Origin of the sequence: Kitasatospora sp. NPDC048715, assembly GCF_043198905.1 — a bacterium.
Lineage (GTDB): Bacteria > Actinomycetota > Actinomycetes > Streptomycetales > Streptomycetaceae > Kitasatospora > Kitasatospora lactacystinica.
Genome location: NZ_JBICVH010000001.1, coordinates 44,016 through 59,165 on the forward strand (window position 1 = coordinate 44,016; position 15,150 = coordinate 59,165).

Here is a 15,150-nt window from a genome sequence, read left to right on the forward strand (position 1 = left end):
CCTCGGGGTCAGGCCAGGCCGGGCAGGATGAACGGCTGGATGAGGGCCTGGACGTCGGGGTCGACGCGGGACAGGCGCATGACGCCCCACTCGGCCGACCCGGCGACCCCGTCCGGGGAGTCCTTGCGGCGGAACAACCTGTTGGCCTGGATGAGACAGGCCTGCCGCACCTCGGCCGGGACGGCGGGCCATCCCCACCGGGCGGTGATCCGGATCCGCTGCCGGCCGCCCGGCCATCCGGTCCCGCCCAGGCGCAGCAGCGAGGTGACGGGCTGGCCCTGGTCGAGGGCGTCGGTCGGCTCGGCCTCGACGTCGCCGAGGGGCGACCAGGCTCCGGGGGCGCCGGTCTCGACGACGAGGCCGTCGAGGGTGCCGATGTCCGCGGTGAGCAGGTGCGCGCCGTCGGCGTCCACCAGGGTGTGGCGGCGGGGGTTGACGATGCGCGCGGTGGCGGTGTCGTCGAGCCAGAAGCGGCGGCCGGTGAGGCGGTCGATGCCGCGGCTGGCGGCGTCGATCGCGTCGGTCAGCTGCTCGTCCCGGTCCGTGTCGGTGATCTTGAGCGTGTTCTTGAGCTTGCTCAGGGTGGTGTACGTGGGATCGGACACGGGTCACAGCGCCACGACGCGCGGGACGTACGCCACCGCGCTGGCGGCGGCGATCGTCGCGGGGGCGGTGCCGGTGAGGGCGGCGCCGCTGGAGCGGGTGAGCGGGACGTCACCGGCGACGTAGCCGGAGATGGCACCGACGAGGGTGGCCGCGCCGAGCAGGCTCGGGGGCGCGGTGGCCTTGACCATGATCGCGGCGTGGTAGATGCCGGTGCGGGTGATCTGCACCGGGGTCTGGAGCGCCAGCGTGCGGGCAGTGTTGGCGGCCCACGCGGCGGTGAGCTGGTCGGCGGACTGGCCGAGCAGCGCGGGGGTCGCGGAGTCGTCGTAGAGGGCGGTCCAGTAGTTGGTGGGAGTGTCGGCCGCCGTGCTGCCGGACTTCCAGGTGAGCGAGGTGACGGTGTCACCGGCCTGGAGGTAGAGCGCGGTGGACAGCATCACCTGGGAGGTGAGGACGGCGAAGTCGGAGGTGACGGCGAACCGCGGCAGGTTCGATCGGGGCTGCGGGCCAGCGTTGAGCAGGCTCTCGGGGTTGCGGACCGGGTAGCGGCCGGAGACGAGCGGCATGTCACTTCCCTCCGGTCTTGCGGGCGGTGGCCGGGCGCAGCGCGTCGCGCAGGCGGCGGGCCTCGGCGTGCGCGGCGACGGCCAGGACGTCGCGGCCGGCGTCCTGGTGGTCCTTGGCCTCGTCGGTCAGCTCGGCGGCGCGGTCGGTGATGGCGGTGGTGACGCGCTTCAGCTCGGCGGCGATGTCGTCGGTGCGGGCGGAGCCGCGGGCCTTCGCGCCGGCCAGCTCGTTGCGGTAGCCGGCCAGCTCGGCCAGCAGGTCGTGCGACATGGAGGGTCCTCCGGTGCTCGGGGTGGGGGCCGGGGCGGGCGCGGGGGCTGCGCCCGCCCCGGGGCGAGGGGGTCAGAAGCCGGGCTGCGGGATCACGCCGGTGCCGGAGATGACCGAGACGGACTCGGGCCGCCGGTCGGCCATGAACGCGAAGTACGCCCAGAGCTGGAAGCGGACCTGGAGCGTGCCGGACAGCACTTCCTGGAGGACCCGGGTGCGGGTGGTGCCCTCCCACAGGTAGAGGTCGGAGGTGCGGGCGGTGATGATCCGGGTCTCGTTGCTGCCGGCGCCGAGGTTGGAGGGGATGTTGCCGTCGAGCAGGTTCGGCAGGACCACGCGGCCGACGGGGCCTTCGGCGACGGCGCCGGTCTGGAGCGCGGCCATGTTGAAGGCGGGGGCCTGGTCGATCTGCACCAGCGGGCGCCCGTTGGTGTCGAGCTGGGAGATCATCCAGTACCAGACGGCCGGGGTCATGAAGTGCGCCAGCGCGGGCAGCTTGCGCTTGGTGGCGATCTGGGAGGCGGACTGGGCGAAGGCCGGCCACATCTCGGGCAGCGTCGGGGAGGCGTCGGTGTAGGTGATGCTGTTGATCCCCGAGGTGTTCAGGATCCCCTTGGCCTGCCCCGCCAGCCCGCTGCCGTTGACGACCTGGATGTCCAGCTTGGAGTTGTAGTCGGCCAGCAGGTCGGCGAACAGCACCTCGTCGAAGCTGATCGGGGACTGGTCGAGCAGCTGCATCGCCACGTCCTGCTGACCCGCGATGGTGCGCACGGGGGCGGTGACGCTGGTGTCCGTGAGGTCCTGGCTGGTGACGGCGGCGCCGTCGGCGGTCTGGACGCCGGTCGCGGCGCCGGTGGAGACCTTGGGAAGGCTGATGCTGTCGGTGCCGCCGGGCAGCGGCATGTTGCGTACCGCGTTGGCAATGGTCCGGCCGGCCCGCGGCAGGTCGACGTACTGGTCGATCATCCACAGGGGCGGCACGAAGTACCCGCCCTGCCCGTCGGTCCTGTTGGGCGCGACGCGGCGCTCGAACGCGTTCTCGGCGGCGCGGTCGTCGATGCCGTCCTCGATGCCGAGCAGGGCCCGGTGGGCGGCGGCGTCGCGCCGGGCGAGGCGCTTGGGAAGCTCGACCTCGAGTTCCTGGGCGTGGCGCTTGAGGCGGTCGCGGGCGGCACTGTGGCCGCCGTCGCCGTCGCCGCGGCCCAGCTCGGCGCGGGCGAGGTCGAGGAAGTAGGAGTGCCGGCCCTCGCGGAAGTAGGTGACGGGCTCGGAGGTGACCTGGGCGCTGGCGGTCGGGCGGCCGGTGCCGAGGGTGGCGCGCAGCTCGGCGGCGGCCGCGGCGCGCTTCTCCTCCTCCTCGAGGTCGGCCAGCTGGCCGCGGGCGGTGTCGATGTCGGCGTCGACCGCGCGGATGGCGTCGCGCTTCTCGGCGAAGGTGCGCTGTTCGTCGGCGGTGAGGTCGCGGCCGGCGGCGGTGGGCGCCGCGAGTACGGCGTCGAGGTCCGTCTTCAGCTGGGAGCGCTGCTCCAGCAGGGCCTCGATGCGCCGGCGCAGGTGGTCACGCATGGGTGTGTCCTCTCGGGTCACGGTGAAAGGGGGAAGGTGCTGCGTCCGGCGCGGGTGGTGGTCCAGGTGGTGGCCCGGAAGGGACTCCGGCGTGGACTCCGGCGCGTGCGGGAGGGCAGTGGTCTACAGGGCGAGGGCCTCGGCCTGGGCGCGGTAGAGCGCGAGGGGGCCGCCGGTGCTGGCGGGCGCCGGGGCGGGGGCGAAGCGGGCGCCGAGCCGCTCGTACAGGGCCCGGGCGTCGTCCTCGGCGAGGCGGTCAAGCGCGGGCAGGTCCAGGCCCCGCAGCGACACGGAAGTCGCCGGGTTGGCACCGAAGTTGACAACCGAGACATCGCCGCGGTGAAGGTCGACCTCGAGGATGTCGCGCTGGGACCAGTCGGGGGACCACATCTGGCGGGTGACGCGGAACGCGAAGCTCATTTCGTCGACGTCGCCGTCCTCGAGGGCCGCGAGCATGTCGCGGACGTCGCCACGGGCCGGGTTGACGTCGGCGGACATGTGCAGCCCGGTCGAGTCCTCGGACAGGCGCAGCGTGCCGGCCTTGGTGTAGGCCATGGCCAGGCCGCCGTGGTTGAGCAGCAGTTGGACTTGCGGCGTCTCGGACAGGGTCTTGCGGAAGGCACCGGCGCGGACGACCTCGGCGTACTGGCCGGCCCAGTCCCACATCTGGAACGGCTCGTCCACGACGGAGGCGTAGCCCTCGACGGTGGCCGGGCCGTCGCCGGTCGGGGCGGAGCGGACTTCCAGGTCGACGCGGTAGGCGCGGCGCTCGATGCCGGCGGGCCGCGCGCGGTCGGTGATGTCGGGCATGGTCAGCCCTCCTCGGGTGCGGGCGCCGGCGGCGGCGCGGGGGTCGGTCCGTTCGGCTGGTCGCCCCAGGCGACGGGGCCGGAGTCCTCCAGGACCCGGACCTCGTTGACGGTGGCCCAGCGGTTGCGCAGCGCGATTTCGTGCGCGCGGAAGCGGGTCAGCAGGTCGGTGCGGACCAGGGCGTCGCGGTTGAAGCGGACGTACTGGGGCTGCGGCAGCAGCGCGGACAGCAGCTTCTCCATGCGCACCAGCCACGGGTTGATGGCGTAGGTGAGCAGGTCGAGTGAGCGCTGTTCGACGTTGGCGTAGGTGAGGGATCCGCCGGTCTCGTAGCCGAAGACGTCGGCGTAGCCGGGCCCGTAGATGCGGCAGCACTCGGCCGAGCTGTAGCCCATGGTCTCGAGGAACTGCGACTCGTTGGCCGGGACGCTGATCTGTTCGTACTTCCAGCCCTTGCCGAAGACGACCGGTTCGCGGGTGCCGCGCAGCGCGGCGAGGAACCGGGCCTTGACGGTGGCGGCCTGCTGCTGGTCCAGGTTGCTCTCGGTGTTGGTCAGCAGGGCCGAGGGGTGGCCGCCGTCCTCGAACCAGGCGGCGCCGAAGCGGGCGGCGGCCAGGCCGGTGCCGATGGTGAGGGCGTGCATGCCGATCGGGGACAGGCCCATCAAGTGGCCGGGCGTCGGGAACACCCGCTTGTGCCAGATCGACCCGGCGGACGTCCGGCGGCCGTTGATCCACCAGTCGTACGTGCCGTCGTCCAGGCGCACCGGGCGGACGTCGTCGGGGTGGTGGAGGACGACCTGGGTGGGCGTGCCGGTCGGCGAGCGGGCCAGCACGGTGCCGATCTGGTTGCCGCGGGTCATCCACGAGTACATGGCCTGCCACAGCCAGTCGGCGGTGCCGTGTCCGTCGCCGCCGAGGTCGAGCAGATACCCGGGGGTCGGGATCGTCTTCGGGCCCTCGGAAGTGCAGCGGTAGCAGTCGAGCGGCATCGTCTCGATGGCCGAGCAGGTGAGGTTGATGCACGCCCAGATGGCGACTTGCTGGAGGGAGGCCTCGGCGCGGGTGAGGTCGACGGCGGCGTAGCTGGTCGACCCGATCTCGGCCGGGCCGGGGATCGGCCGGTCGGAGAACACGGCGGCGCGCTGCTCGGCGGCGGGGCGGCGGCCGAAGAGGAGACTCACCGGGGCTCACCTCCTCCCGGGTCGCGGCGGGGCGGGTACCGGTCGGCGATCCGGTCGCCGAGCAGCAGCAGGCCGCCGCAGATGAGGCCCGCGGGCGGGTAGATCATCCAGGCGCCGACGGAGATCAGCAGGACGGCCAGCAGGCCGGGCAGGTTGGGGAGCAGCCACGCGGCTGCGCGGCCGGCCGCATCGGCCAGCAGCAGGAGGAGGGGCTTCACCAGACGTTCGCCACCGGGTCGTAGGGGTCGGCGAGCGCGGGGAGCCGGGCCAGCAGGGCCCAGCGCGCCAGCGTCACGGCGACCAGCGGAGAGATGTCGGTCTGGGCGTTGCGGCGGTGCCAGGCCCAGGCGTCGCCCAGCGGGCGGGTGCGGGCGCCGTTCACCGCGGCGGTGAGCGGCGTCTGGTCGGTGTGGACGACCGTGCCTTGTCGGATCGCGTCGGCCAGCTGTCCGCATGCGGCGACGACGTCGCCGGTGCGCGGGATCAGCAGGTCGCCGCGCTCGGGGTGCTCCGGGTCCTCGGACACGCGGATGCCCTCGTCGGCGAGCGCGTCGACCAGCGAGCCGACCGGGCCCTTCGCGTCGAGGGTGACGACGACCGGGCGCCACAGTGCGGCCAGGCGGCCGAGCGCGTCGGCGACCCAGTCCGTCCCGGCGCGCCGGTCGACGACCTCGAGGTGGATCCGGCCGTCCGGACGGCGGGAGGCCGCGGCGATCGACGCCCAGTCGCGCAGCGGCGAGACGTCGACCGCGAGCGCGACGTCCGGCACCGGCCGCGACGTCTCGTCGGCGGCCGCCGTCCACTGCGTCTTCGGGACGTTCGGGTCCTCGGGCGGTGTGTGCTTGCGGGTGCGGTTGAGGTACGCGCGGTCGAACTCGGCGGGGTCCAACTTCTCCAGCTCGGAGCGGACGACGTCCTCGGTGACCGTGTGGCCGAGGGCGGGCATGCAGCTGTACCACGTGGCCGGGTCGGCGCGGTCGAGGTGGTCCGGGGCGAACCACTCGAAGTAGCAGACGGACGGCCATTCCCCGGACGCCCAGGCGCGCTCCACCAGTTCGCGCCCGGCCTGCCGCTTCTTGTTCAGGAACACCGACCGCTCGGTGCCGCCGGCCGACGCCCACCACAGCTGGGCCATCGGCCGGGTCAGCATCGCGGGGCTGAACGCCTGCTCGAGGCGGTCGTCCTCGTGCGCGAACGCCTCGTCGATCACCCCGAGGTCGAGCGGCGGTCCGTGGCCGGCTTTCTCGGTGTTCGCCGTGATGCCCAGCTTGGACCGGGTCTTGGTCCAGATGATCGCCTCGTTGCCGTTCGCCTTGCGGCTCGTGAACTTGCCGCGCAGCTTCGGGGCGGCCTCCATGGCGGTGAGGAACTCGTCTTCCCACCGGGTGCGCGCCATGCCGCGGGTCTGCGCGGCGTAGACCACGTTCTGTCGCGGCCAGGCCATGATCCGGTGGAGCATGACGGTCAGGATCTGGTCGGTCTTGCCCTGCTGGCGCGGGACCGACAGGCCGACCTCGCGGTAGGCGAACCGCCCGGTGTGCGGGTTGATCTCCAAGCCGACGTCGAGGGTGTAGCGCTGCCACGGCATCGGCGGGTGGCCGATGGCCTCCATGGCCCGTGCCGCCTTCCCGCCGAGCGTCGGCCAGTCGAGGCGGCGCGGCGGCCCCCAGTACGGCGGGCAGCGCAGCGCGTACAGCTCCATGCACTGCTCGGCCAGCTCACTCGGGGGTGCCCAGGTCTCCGAGGTCGTCATCTTCTTCAGCGACCCCCCGCCCGTCCATCAGCTGCCGCAGCGTCGAGCGCAGTTCACGGTTGAGCGCGGGCAGCAGGCGCCCGTCCTCGCCGCCGCCGGCGTCCATCTCGGTGGCCAGCTGGATGGCCATTGCGGCCAACGAGGCCTCGACGCCGAGCAGGTCGCCGAGGGCCTCGATGTCGTCGCGCACGGCGGCCTCGACGGGCCCGGTGGAGCGCTCCATGCCGCCCCCTTCCATGATCATCCGGCCTGGGATCCTGCCGGGGGGAGAAAAAGAAAAGCTGGGCGCGAGGCCAGCCGGGAGCCCGGACCAAAGAAACGGAGAGGGGACGAACGATCGGTCGTCACACTCGGTCATGGCTCGAGTGAGGCAGGTCCCGCGTACCAGTCGACCGAGGTCCGAAGGGTCACGGCGGTGAGCGGCCGGTCGCCCTTCTCGTTGTTGCACTTGCGCCCGCAGGTCGGGCACCCGTCGACCCCGTGGATCGGAGCGAGGTTGGTCGGGTCCATCCGGGCGCCGCCCTTCGACACCGGGACGATGTGGTCGGCGGTGTCCGATCCGCCGTGCCCGCACACGATGCACACGTCCGACTCGCGCAGGACTTGAGCGCGCATCCGGCGGTACGCCCGGTTCCCCAGCTCGGAGCGGCCTGCCACGCTACCGGCCGGAGGCGGCCCGGGGCGGGACCGAGGGAATCAGGTCGTCGAGGTACAGGCGCGCGAACGAGGCGCAGCCGTCCAAGGGGTCGGCGAACAGCACGCTGCGCACGGTGCCGCCGGTGGCCGGAGCGTCGTCGGCTGGCGCGTGGACGACGTCGATGTGCGTGGTCGCGGTGAGCGGCTCCCCGTTGTCCCGGGCGATCACGCGGCCGGCGGTGTCGCGCACCTGAAGGGTGAGCCGGATCGCGTCGGTGGTCAGGCACATGTCGGTGATCAGCTCGGCCGGCAGGCCGAGCGAGCGAAGCGCGGCGGCGACGTCGGCGCGGGTGATCTCGGTGGGCACGGCCGTCGGTGCGCTGGGCGCAGCGGGGCGGTCCGGGTCGGGCATGGGCGCCATCCTCGGTGAGGCCTCGGCACGGTGGCCGGGAACGGCGAAGGGCCCCGCGGCGGTTGCCGTCGGGGCCCTTCGTGATCGTCTGCGTCACCCGGATTCGGACACACGGGTGGTGGCAAGATCGTTGCACCATGCTGCGCCGCTGGTCAAGCGGGATCGCTGTGGCCACCGCTGCGGGGCTTCCAGCGCTCGACCAGGGCCAGCGCGGCCTCGGCATCGAACTCGGGATAACGCTCGGACCCGCCAATCCGGGACAGGCACCCCTTCCGGACCCAGCCCCGGACAGTCGGGGCCGGGACGCCGAGGCGCTCGAGGTCCGCCCTCGTCAACCGACCGGTGGGCGGTACGCGGTCGCGGGGCCCGGTCATAGTCCGGCGAGCCTGGCGAACGGGTCGCCGTCCGGGGGAGGCGTGGTCGCGTCGAACTCGCCCCAGAGCAACTGCCGGGCGGCAGCGAAGTCCTCGTCCGTGGGGGTGCTGCTGGCCTCGTCACCCTGTGCCTGGGCGAGCAGGGCGTCCGCCCGGGCCCGGTCGAGGCCGAGGCAGGCCGCGTGATTGCGGAGCCGCTCCAGTTCGAGGGTCCGGTGGAGGGCGGTACGGATGGCGGCGTCGTACTCGGTCGGCATCATGCGGTCACCTTGGCACGGTCGGCGGGCTCGGTGCGGCACAGTTGCGTGATCCGGGTGGGGTCGAGGCCGGCAGCGTCGGCGACGAGCTGGCGCGGCACGCCGCCGGCGCGCAGCCGTCGGATGAGGCGGTCGCGGGTGCTGGCTGCTGCGGCGGCGCGCTGGAGTTGGGTGAGCGCACTCACCCCCAGCGCCGTGTCGTCGTCCGGGACCGGTATCCAGTCCGCCAACACCTTGTCCGCCTGTTCCAGGTGGAAGTCGGCGTCGTCGGCCGGGCGCTGGGCGAGCGGCATCCAGCCGATAGTGACGAGGTCGGGCCCGGGCTGCGGGGTGAGGGGGCTCACCATCTGGCGGCGGCCGCTGGTGAGGGTGCTCACCTCCCCTCGGGCGTAGGCGGTGTGGGTGGGCACGCGGCGGTGACTGGGCCGGTCAGCCAGCTGCACGGTCAGCACGGTGGCGCCGTCCGGGGCGGTCTCGACGCCCCAGACGGTCGCGGTGCCGGTGAGGACCCAGGCGCCGGCCAGGCCGTGCAGCTCGGCGCTGTAGACGGTGCCGATGGTCCATGCGGTGGTGGGGGTGAGAGTGCTCACGGGGGTCTCCGGGTGAGGTGAGCGCGCTCACCGGGGTGGGGTGAGCGCGGTACGGGTCAGGCGGCCGGGCGGTCGGCGGCGGCGCGGGCGCGCTCGAGATGGCGGCGCAGCTGGAGCCACTGGAGCTGGCCCCACTCGGTGCCGCACCGGGCGCAGCGGACGATGGTGCCGCCGTACGGCATTTCCAGGCGGCCGCCGCACGCCTCGGGGCGACCGGGGTCCGCGGGGTGCTCGCCAATGGCGGTGGGTCGGTCGGTCGGGGCTACGTGGCGGGTGGCGGCGCGGTGGAGTTGGGCGACCTCGCGCGCGCAGTCCCCGGCGGCCGGCCAGTCGAGCCGGATGTAGGCGAGGTGGTCGCGCAGGCCGAGGGCGGCGCGGCGGACGCGTCCGGCGAGGTCGCCCCACGGTGAGGGCTGGACGAGGCCGGTGTCCTGGTGAAGGGCCTCGCGCCAGCTCTCCAGCCCGCTCACGATGCCACCGGGGCCGATGAGGTCCAGGACGTCCTCGGCCACCGGCAGCGGGGCATCCGGGCCGGAGGGGACGGTGCCGAGGCGGTCGCGGGTCTGGGACGAGGGGCGCAGGTAGGCGCCGAGCGCGGTGTAGAGGTGCGGCATGTCGGCGAGGTGGCGCCCAAGGCGGTCGGCACACGGGGTACAGAGCCGGCCGGGGGTGTCGCGGGTGGCGCAGTGCTGGCAGGCCGTCATGGTGGTGCTCCTGGTGGTGCGGGCCATCCGGCCGGGACCGGGCGGCGGGTCGGGCGGGGTCAGAGCGCGGAGGGTCGGCGCAGCGCGGGGGCGATCCGGTCCAGCTCGGTACCGAGGTCGAGGGCGGTCGCCTCCATGGCCAGGAAGAGCCGGGCGAGCGCGGCGGCCTCGGCCGTGCCGATAGCGATCTGGTCGACGGTCAGCTCGGCGGGGTTGGGTGTGGCCTGGAGGTGCTCGACGACGGCCCGCAGGACGGCCGTCGCCGCAGTTGCGCGCCGGTGCTGGCGGCGGGCCTGGGCGACGGCGCCGTCCTGGGCGGCGCGGACACGGCGCAGCTCGGCGACGGCGCCGGCGTACTTCGCGGCGACGGTGTCGAGCGCGGCCTGGAGGACGACGGCCTCGTCCTGGGCGCGGCGCAGCCGGTCGGCCGTGCGCTGGGCGGCGGCCTGGGTACCGCCGGCGGACCGGCGTGCTTGGGCGAGGTCGGCCCGGTCGTGCTCCCAGAGCCGCAGCAGGACACCCGCTTCGTCCGGGCCGAGGCGGTCGGCGGCCCGGCGGACGAGGTGGTCGAGCCTGTCCAGCTCGGTGGCGGTGAGCGGCAGGGGCGTAGGGCGGCGGGTCGTCTTCACCGGGCGCTCCCGGCGGGCTCGACCTCGTCGGCGGACATCGACAGCGGCATGCGGATCGGGTCGTCGTCCAGAAGCACACCGAGGCCGCCGCACCTGCCGGTGTCCACGCTGTCGACGGTGCCGAGCGCACCGGCGAGGACATCGGGGGCCTCGGGGGCCCAGTCGGCGGAGGCGAGGTCGATGCGGGTGCGGATGCGGTCGCCGACGGTGTAGTTGGCCGGGGTGTCCATGGTTCTCCTCGGTCTGGGACGGGGGCAGGTCAGGCTGCGGTGGTGTGGTCTTCGCGGGCGCGGCGGCGGGCGGCGCGCTGCTCGCGAAACTCGCGGCCGACGGTGGTGTCCGGCACGGGCGCCCAGCTGCGGGCGGTGTCCGGCACGCACATGCCGCACGGCAGCGCGGTGGACGGGTGGACGGAGCAGACCCAGGTCCGGGCGGCGGCCGGGGCAGGCTGGGCCGGCGGCGCGGCCGGGGCGGGCCCGGGGCGCAGCTCGGGAGCGGGGACGGTACGGTGCTGCGCCCGGCGGGCGGCCGCGAGGTCCCGCGCATCTTGGACGCGGGCGGTGCAGGATCGACAGTCGTCCTCGCGGGCCAGGTCCCAGCCGGATTCGCAGGTCGGCCGGGCGCAGCCGCGGCGGGTCAGGCCGCGCTCGACCAGCCAGCCGTACGGGCGCCGGACGTCGGCCGGCTCGGCCGAGGCGTAGCGGCGGCGCAGCCGGGCGGCAACCCGGGCGACGTCCCCGGCCTCCTCGATCGCGGCGCCGACCGCGCGGGCGGCGGCCCGCTGCTCCCAGCGGCTCATCCGGGCCACCAGCGCAGAGATTTCGGCGAGGACCCGGTAGGCCTGTTCGGTGATCAGCAGCGGGGGCAGGGGGTTCGGCTTCTCCGGCGCAGCCGAAGCGGCGCCCGGCCGGACGGCGCCGTCGCGGGTGCTCGCGGGCGCGCCGGTGTCGCGCGGTACGGAGGTATCGCCTACGGCGGCACCGCAACCCTCAACGGCGCGCGGCATGTTCAAAAGATCATGTTCAAGGGATCTTGTTCGTCCGGTTGATCCGTTAGGGGTACTCGTGGCCGATCCGTGAGGGGTGGTGACGGCCGATTCGTGAGGGGTGGCGGGCAGGTCGGCGGGGTCGAACAGCGAGGTCTGGCCGTCGATCTCGCCTTGGTGGGCGGGCTCGGCCGGGGTCGGCCGGGTCGCCTTCACGCGGCGGGGCTCCGGGATGTCGAGGGTGAGCTGGGTGGCGACGCCGGGAAGCGGAACGGGGTGGACGGCGTAGCGGGCGGCGCGGCCGCGGGCGTCGGTGCGGGTGATCCACCCGGCGGCGAGCAGCTCGGCGACGGCCGTACGGGCCCGGGCCGGGCTGATGCCGGCCAGCCGGGCTATGAGGTCCATGCTCGTCGGCTCGTCCAGGTGGGAGCGCACGCTGAGCACGCAGTAGGCCAGGAAGTCGCAGCCAGCCAGGACGTTGCGGGCGTACGCGCTGACGCACACCCACAGGACGGTGTCGTCGTCCTCGGGCGGCAGGGCGAGGACCCGGGCGGAGGTGCCGCCGGGGCGGCGGACGGCGCGGACGATGCCGGCGGCCTCGGCGGCGCGCAGGCCTGCGCCGACGGTGTCCGGGTGCAGCCCCAGGCCGGCAGCGAGCGTGCGGTCGGCCGCCCAGCAGTAGCCGTCCGCGCCCCGGGCGTAGTCCCCGACGGCGGTGGCGGCGCGCAGGTGGTCCCCGGTGAGCACCGGGAGCCAGCCCGCAGGGAAGCGGGTCCAGAACGGCACGCGGCCCGGCCGCTGCCCGGGGTCGGTGGCGGGCGCGGCGGCGGCGACGGCGGGCCGCTGCATCAGGGGGCTCCAGTCGGTCGGTGGTGGTGCCCGAGGGACGCGGGACGGTGCGCGCCGCGCCCCTCGGGCCGTACACAGGGGAGGCCGGACTACGGGCGGCGGTAGCCCTCGGCGTCGAGCGCGGCAGCCAGGTCGGCGACCTCGGTGGGGTCCGCGCCGGCGCGGGCGAGGACGGTACGCAGCGCGGCCTGCCGGTCCTCGACCGGCGCGTCGTCCCACAGCTCCCCCTGCCGCGGATCCCGGCGGGACGGGCGGCCGTCCCGGTCCAGGTAATAGGTCGAGGCCGGCGTCTCGCCCTTGGGCAGCTTGGCCACGGTGGACATCGCGATCGACAGCGGACCGCCCTCGACGTGCCCCTTCGGGGGCTCGACCACGACGAGGAGCGCGAGGCTCCCCTTCCGGCCGTGCTTGGCCACGGCGGTGAGCAGCTGGTGGAACTCGGCGGACGCGGCAGAGTGCACCCGCCCGCCCATGTGCTCGACCAACATCTCGGCGAACGGCATGGGGTCGGGGTCGGCGGTGACGACGCCGGTGTTGAGGTCGACGTGGGCGGTGGAGGTGCTCATGGGCTGTCCTTGGTGCGGAGAGGGCAGATGGTGAGGTGGGCGGGCCCCGTGGTCCGGACGAGCCGGATCACGGCGGCCACGCCGGCGGCGGCGTCCCGGTGGCCGCACGGGCACACGTAGTCGGCGTACGGGGCCCGGGTCTTGGTCCCGAACACGACGTGCAGCCCGACGAGCCGGGGCGCGCGCGGCGGCACCGGGCGGGGGGTCACGGCAACGGATCCGGCTCCGGGACGGGGGCGCCCGGATTCCGTCGGGGCTTCTGCGCAGCGGCGCGGGCCTCGCGCCGCTCGCAGTGCAGCTGCTCGGCCCACGCGGCGATCCAGGACAGGGCCGCGATGATGCAGAGCGCGAGGAGAAGTCGGGTGCTCACCGGGCACCGCCCTCGGCGGCCGGGCGCAGTTCGGCGAGCGCGATGCCCACCGTGGCGCAGCCGCCCGCGCAGTACCAGCGGCCGCACATGGCGGATCCGACGACCCGGATGTAGATCCAGCCGGCGCCGCCGACACGGCGGTCGGTGCCGTCGGCACCGCAGCCCTCGGTGGAGCAGCGGGCGGACAGCGGCCGTGCGGCGATCACGGGACGCTCGCCGGTGAGGCCCTGGTTCCACTCGTGCGCGGACCGGGGCGCCCGGGCGGCGGCCTGCTCGCGCCGCGAGGCGTTGTAGGCGGCGCGACACCCGCACGGGTCGTTCTTGGGAACGGGAGTCAGGCGGCGGCGGTGCTGGTTGTAGCCCGTGAGCGTGCCGTGCTCGATCGGGCCGAGGGCGCGGGCGCTCATCAGAGCTCACCCGCCGTCAGCCGCACCGGCACCGCGGTGACGCAGTACTCGGTGTCCTGCCCGTCCGCCGCCAGGTACTCCTCGGCCGGGTCGTCCTCGTTGACCGGGGCCCAGACCATCCGGGCGCCGGGCCGGGCCACGTCGTCGTCCAGCAGGCACCGGCCCCGGGCCACATCCCGGGAGGCGTACAGGCCGAGGGACTGGGCATCCCACGACGCCCGGTAGACGACCAGCGGGGCCGTGCGCAGCAGGCCGGCGTCCTTGAGGGCCTGGACGATCGCGGCCGGCCTCGAGTCCGGACGACCGAGCATCGCCTGGACCACCAGCTCGGCGGCGTGCGTGAAGTGCTGCTCCGTCACGACGCCACCGCCGTCGGCGCCATGCGCTCGGACACGGTCACCTCGACGATCACGTTGTCGACCGTGCACTCGCCGGTCGCGGACCGGCTGCGCCCCGAGGAGCTGGTCTTCCACTGCAAGTCGACGCCGAGGTGCCGGGCCCAGGACTCGATGGCGCCATCGACCTCGTACGCGGTGACGATGACCCGCGGCTGAAGCTCCCAGCGGTACCGCTGCACCGACGTCGATGACGGCGGCGGGGTGAGCTGCTGGGCCAGGCGCAGCGCGATGGCGTGCGCCGCCGTGATCGGGTCGTCCGACGGCACCCGGGCCGCCGACCGCAGCTCGGTGACCTCCGTGCGCAGCTGCTCCAGCTCGGCGTCGGCGTCGGCGAGCTGGCGGTCCATCGTCACGATCTCGGCCACCAGATGGCGCAGCATCGGGCCCATCTGGTTGATCAGCCGGCGGGCGGCGCGGCGGGTCGCAGTACGCCACCACTCGGAAGCCGGGACCAGGACGTCGAGGTCCAAGGCGTGGATGGAGGCGAGCACCTCGGTCGGCAGCGCGGGCACGTCCACGTCTGCGGGGACGGCGGCGTCGAGTGTGATCTCAGCCGCGGTCGGGTCGGTAGACGACGACACGGTCGCCTGAGCCGGTGCGTTGCTACGCTGATACATGCGTTCCTGCTTCCGTCGTAGAGGCGGGTGGGCAGGGTCGGGGCCGTCCAGGTGTGAGAGCCGGGGGACGGCCCGACCCATGTCGGGGGGGTCAGTCGGCGATCCGCCGGGCCCTGACGTACTGGCGAACTTCGCCGTCGTTGTCGCCAGCCAGCAGACGAGAGACCCTGACCACGTGGAGTCGGGGGTCCGCGTGGAGAGCGGCGAGCGCTGCGGCAGCGAACTCGGGGGATCCGGCGATTCGGACCGTGCCAGCCGCGGGGGTGCTACCCGGGGAGATCGGGTCGGCCATGGTGAGGTCAGGCCGCGCGACGGGCGCCGAGGGGGACCAGCGCGGCCGGACCGGTCCCGGCAGTGGCCGGGATCGTGTGCGGCTGGACGGTGTGGAGCTTGCGGATCTCCACCACGTTCTCTGCCGAGAACCGCACCTCGCGTCCGTACTTCTCGTGCGGGAGCCGCTTGATGTGTCGCCTCAGCCAGCTCTCGTTGATGTCCAGCAGCGCCGCGAGACCGGAGTAGTCGAGGAAGGGGGACATCGTCGTTCTCCTTGGTGCCGTTCGATGCGGCTCAATGCCGTTCGCGTTCGCGAACACGAACATA

24 protein-coding genes are annotated in these 15,150 nt (G+C 74.1%); all 24 read right to left on the bottom strand.

The annotated features are described in order from the left end of the window. Nucleotides 1–8: 8 nt before the first annotated feature. On the bottom strand, nt 9–605 hold the full coding sequence (locus tag ACGFSC_RS00210) for a head-tail connector protein (RefSeq protein WP_359906908.1): 597 nt from the start codon (nt 603–605) through the stop codon (nt 9–11). Nucleotides 606–608: 3 nt separating this feature from the next. Next, entirely contained in the window at nt 609–1,172 is a 564-nt protein-coding gene (locus ACGFSC_RS00215) for a hypothetical protein (protein ID WP_359906910.1), read from the bottom strand. Nucleotide 1,173: 1 nt separating this feature from the next. Continuing rightward, on the bottom strand, nt 1,174–1,443 hold the full coding sequence (locus ACGFSC_RS00220) for a hypothetical protein (protein WP_359906912.1): 270 nt from the start codon (nt 1,441–1,443) through the stop codon (nt 1,174–1,176). Nucleotides 1,444–1,515: 72 nt separating this feature from the next. After that, complete coding sequence (locus ACGFSC_RS00225) at nt 1,516–3,009, bottom strand: phage major capsid protein (RefSeq protein ID WP_359906914.1); 1,494 nt, start codon at nt 3,007–3,009, stop codon at nt 1,516–1,518. A 123-nt stretch (nt 3,010–3,132) separates the two neighbouring features. Next, nucleotides 3,133–3,819 carry an HK97 family phage prohead protease gene (locus tag ACGFSC_RS00230; protein WP_359906916.1) on the bottom strand — a complete coding sequence of 229 codons (687 nt, stop codon included), beginning with the start codon at nt 3,817–3,819 and terminating at the stop codon, nt 3,133–3,135. Nucleotides 3,820–3,821: 2 nt separating this feature from the next. Beyond that, nucleotides 3,822–5,003: a phage portal protein gene (locus tag ACGFSC_RS00235; protein ID WP_359906919.1), complete on the bottom strand. Its 1,182-nt coding sequence runs from the start codon at nt 5,001–5,003 to the stop codon at nt 3,822–3,824. After that, nucleotides 5,000–5,221 carry a hypothetical protein gene (locus tag ACGFSC_RS00240; RefSeq protein ID WP_359906921.1) on the bottom strand — a complete coding sequence of 74 codons (222 nt, stop codon included), beginning with the start codon at nt 5,219–5,221 and terminating at the stop codon, nt 5,000–5,002. Before ACGFSC_RS00240 ends, ACGFSC_RS00235 begins: the two co-directional genes overlap by 4 nt. Beyond that, a complete protein-coding gene (locus ACGFSC_RS00245; RefSeq protein WP_359906924.1) occupies nt 5,218–6,756 on the bottom strand; it encodes a terminase in 1,539 nt (512 codons plus the stop codon). Before ACGFSC_RS00245 ends, ACGFSC_RS00240 begins: the two co-directional genes overlap by 4 nt. Further along, on the bottom strand, nt 6,722–7,000 hold the full coding sequence (locus ACGFSC_RS00250) for a hypothetical protein (RefSeq protein WP_359906927.1): 279 nt from the start codon (nt 6,998–7,000) through the stop codon (nt 6,722–6,724). The genes ACGFSC_RS00245 and ACGFSC_RS00250 overlap by 35 nt, the downstream gene beginning before the upstream one ends. Nucleotides 7,001–7,110: 110 nt before the next feature. Beyond that, nucleotides 7,111–7,371, bottom strand: a complete 261-nt coding sequence (locus ACGFSC_RS00255) for an HNH endonuclease (RefSeq protein ID WP_359906930.1) — start codon at nt 7,369–7,371, stop codon at nt 7,111–7,113. Nucleotides 7,372–7,414: 43 nt separating this feature from the next. After that, nucleotides 7,415–7,804 carry a hypothetical protein gene (locus ACGFSC_RS00260; RefSeq protein ID WP_359906933.1) on the bottom strand — a complete coding sequence of 130 codons (390 nt, stop codon included), beginning with the start codon at nt 7,802–7,804 and terminating at the stop codon, nt 7,415–7,417. Between the two features lie 370 nt (nt 7,805–8,174). Next, nucleotides 8,175–8,438, bottom strand: a complete 264-nt coding sequence (locus ACGFSC_RS00265) for a hypothetical protein (protein WP_359906935.1) — start codon at nt 8,436–8,438, stop codon at nt 8,175–8,177. Next, nucleotides 8,435–9,025 (bottom strand): hypothetical protein, encoded by a 591-nt coding sequence (locus ACGFSC_RS00270; protein WP_359906938.1) that lies wholly within the window; start codon nt 9,023–9,025, stop codon nt 8,435–8,437. Before ACGFSC_RS00270 ends, ACGFSC_RS00265 begins: the two co-directional genes overlap by 4 nt. A 56-nt stretch (nt 9,026–9,081) precedes the next feature. Next, complete coding sequence (locus ACGFSC_RS00275) at nt 9,082–9,729, bottom strand: hypothetical protein (RefSeq protein ID WP_359906941.1); 648 nt, start codon at nt 9,727–9,729, stop codon at nt 9,082–9,084. Nucleotides 9,730–9,788: 59 nt separating this feature from the next. Continuing rightward, a complete protein-coding gene (locus tag ACGFSC_RS00280) occupies nt 9,789–10,358 on the bottom strand; it encodes a hypothetical protein (protein ID WP_359906944.1) in 570 nt (189 codons plus the stop codon). Beyond that, nucleotides 10,355–10,588 carry a hypothetical protein gene (locus ACGFSC_RS00285; RefSeq protein ID WP_359906946.1) on the bottom strand — a complete coding sequence of 78 codons (234 nt, stop codon included), beginning with the start codon at nt 10,586–10,588 and terminating at the stop codon, nt 10,355–10,357. Before ACGFSC_RS00285 ends, ACGFSC_RS00280 begins: the two co-directional genes overlap by 4 nt. Nucleotides 10,589–10,617: 29 nt before the next feature. Further along, on the bottom strand, nt 10,618–12,192 hold the full coding sequence (locus ACGFSC_RS00290; protein ID WP_359906948.1) for a hypothetical protein: 1,575 nt from the start codon (nt 12,190–12,192) through the stop codon (nt 10,618–10,620). A gap of 89 nt (nt 12,193–12,281) precedes the next feature. Then, nucleotides 12,282–12,758, bottom strand: coding sequence for a hypothetical protein (locus tag ACGFSC_RS00295; RefSeq protein WP_359906951.1), 477 nt, complete (start codon nt 12,756–12,758; stop codon nt 12,282–12,284). Further along, nucleotides 12,755–12,967: a hypothetical protein gene (locus tag ACGFSC_RS00300; RefSeq protein ID WP_359906954.1), complete on the bottom strand. Its 213-nt coding sequence runs from the start codon at nt 12,965–12,967 to the stop codon at nt 12,755–12,757. The genes ACGFSC_RS00295 and ACGFSC_RS00300 overlap by 4 nt, the downstream gene beginning before the upstream one ends. After that, nucleotides 12,964–13,128, bottom strand: a complete 165-nt coding sequence (locus tag ACGFSC_RS00305; protein ID WP_359906957.1) for a hypothetical protein — start codon at nt 13,126–13,128, stop codon at nt 12,964–12,966. Before ACGFSC_RS00305 ends, ACGFSC_RS00300 begins: the two co-directional genes overlap by 4 nt. Next, nucleotides 13,125–13,535, bottom strand: coding sequence for a hypothetical protein (locus tag ACGFSC_RS00310; RefSeq protein WP_359906960.1), 411 nt, complete (start codon nt 13,533–13,535; stop codon nt 13,125–13,127). Before ACGFSC_RS00310 ends, ACGFSC_RS00305 begins: the two co-directional genes overlap by 4 nt. Next, complete coding sequence (locus ACGFSC_RS00315; RefSeq protein ID WP_359906962.1) at nt 13,535–13,894, bottom strand: hypothetical protein; 360 nt, start codon at nt 13,892–13,894, stop codon at nt 13,535–13,537. Before ACGFSC_RS00315 ends, ACGFSC_RS00310 begins: the two co-directional genes overlap by 1 nt. Continuing rightward, nucleotides 13,891–14,514, bottom strand: coding sequence for a hypothetical protein (locus ACGFSC_RS00320; RefSeq protein WP_359906965.1), 624 nt, complete (start codon nt 14,512–14,514; stop codon nt 13,891–13,893). The genes ACGFSC_RS00315 and ACGFSC_RS00320 overlap by 4 nt, the downstream gene beginning before the upstream one ends. 335 nt (nt 14,515–14,849) lie before the next feature. Continuing rightward, on the bottom strand, nt 14,850–15,086 hold the full coding sequence (locus ACGFSC_RS00325; protein WP_359906967.1) for a DNA-binding protein: 237 nt from the start codon (nt 15,084–15,086) through the stop codon (nt 14,850–14,852). Nucleotides 15,087–15,150: the final 64 nt, after the last annotated feature.

What these genes read in the sequence shown, in the direction of transcription:
- ACGFSC_RS00260 (WP_359906933.1), bottom strand. Translation starts at nt 7,804, where the DNA reads ATGCCCGACCCGGACCGCCCCGCTGCGCCCAGCGCACCGACGGCCGTG.
- ACGFSC_RS00245 (WP_359906924.1), bottom strand. Translation starts at nt 6,756, where the DNA reads ATGACGACCTCGGAGACCTGGGCACCCCCGAGTGAGCTGGCCGAGCAG.
- ACGFSC_RS00295 (WP_359906951.1), bottom strand. Translation starts at nt 12,758, where the DNA reads ATGAGCACCTCCACCGCCCACGTCGACCTCAACACCGGCGTCGTCACC.
- ACGFSC_RS00215 (WP_359906910.1), bottom strand. Translation starts at nt 1,172, where the DNA reads ATGCCGCTCGTCTCCGGCCGCTACCCGGTCCGCAACCCCGAGAGCCTG.
- ACGFSC_RS00230 (WP_359906916.1), bottom strand. Translation starts at nt 3,819, where the DNA reads ATGCCCGACATCACCGACCGCGCGCGGCCCGCCGGCATCGAGCGCCGC.
- ACGFSC_RS00290 (WP_359906948.1), bottom strand. Translation starts at nt 12,192, where the DNA reads ATGCAGCGGCCCGCCGTCGCCGCCGCCGCGCCCGCCACCGACCCCGGG.
- ACGFSC_RS00225 (WP_359906914.1), bottom strand. Translation starts at nt 3,009, where the DNA reads ATGCGTGACCACCTGCGCCGGCGCATCGAGGCCCTGCTGGAGCAGCGC.
- ACGFSC_RS00250 (WP_359906927.1), bottom strand. Translation starts at nt 7,000, where the DNA reads ATGATCATGGAAGGGGGCGGCATGGAGCGCTCCACCGGGCCCGTCGAG.
- ACGFSC_RS00265 (WP_359906935.1), bottom strand. Translation starts at nt 8,438, where the DNA reads ATGATGCCGACCGAGTACGACGCCGCCATCCGTACCGCCCTCCACCGG.
- ACGFSC_RS00325 (WP_359906967.1), bottom strand. Translation starts at nt 15,086, where the DNA reads ATGTCCCCCTTCCTCGACTACTCCGGTCTCGCGGCGCTGCTGGACATC.
- ACGFSC_RS00310 (WP_359906960.1), bottom strand. Translation starts at nt 13,535, where the DNA reads ATGAGCGCCCGCGCCCTCGGCCCGATCGAGCACGGCACGCTCACGGGC.
- ACGFSC_RS00255 (WP_359906930.1), bottom strand. Translation starts at nt 7,371, where the DNA reads ATGCGCGCTCAAGTCCTGCGCGAGTCGGACGTGTGCATCGTGTGCGGG.
- ACGFSC_RS00220 (WP_359906912.1), bottom strand. Translation starts at nt 1,443, where the DNA reads ATGTCGCACGACCTGCTGGCCGAGCTGGCCGGCTACCGCAACGAGCTG.
- ACGFSC_RS00285 (WP_359906946.1), bottom strand. Translation starts at nt 10,588, where the DNA reads ATGGACACCCCGGCCAACTACACCGTCGGCGACCGCATCCGCACCCGC.
- ACGFSC_RS00275 (WP_359906941.1), bottom strand. Translation starts at nt 9,729, where the DNA reads ATGACGGCCTGCCAGCACTGCGCCACCCGCGACACCCCCGGCCGGCTC.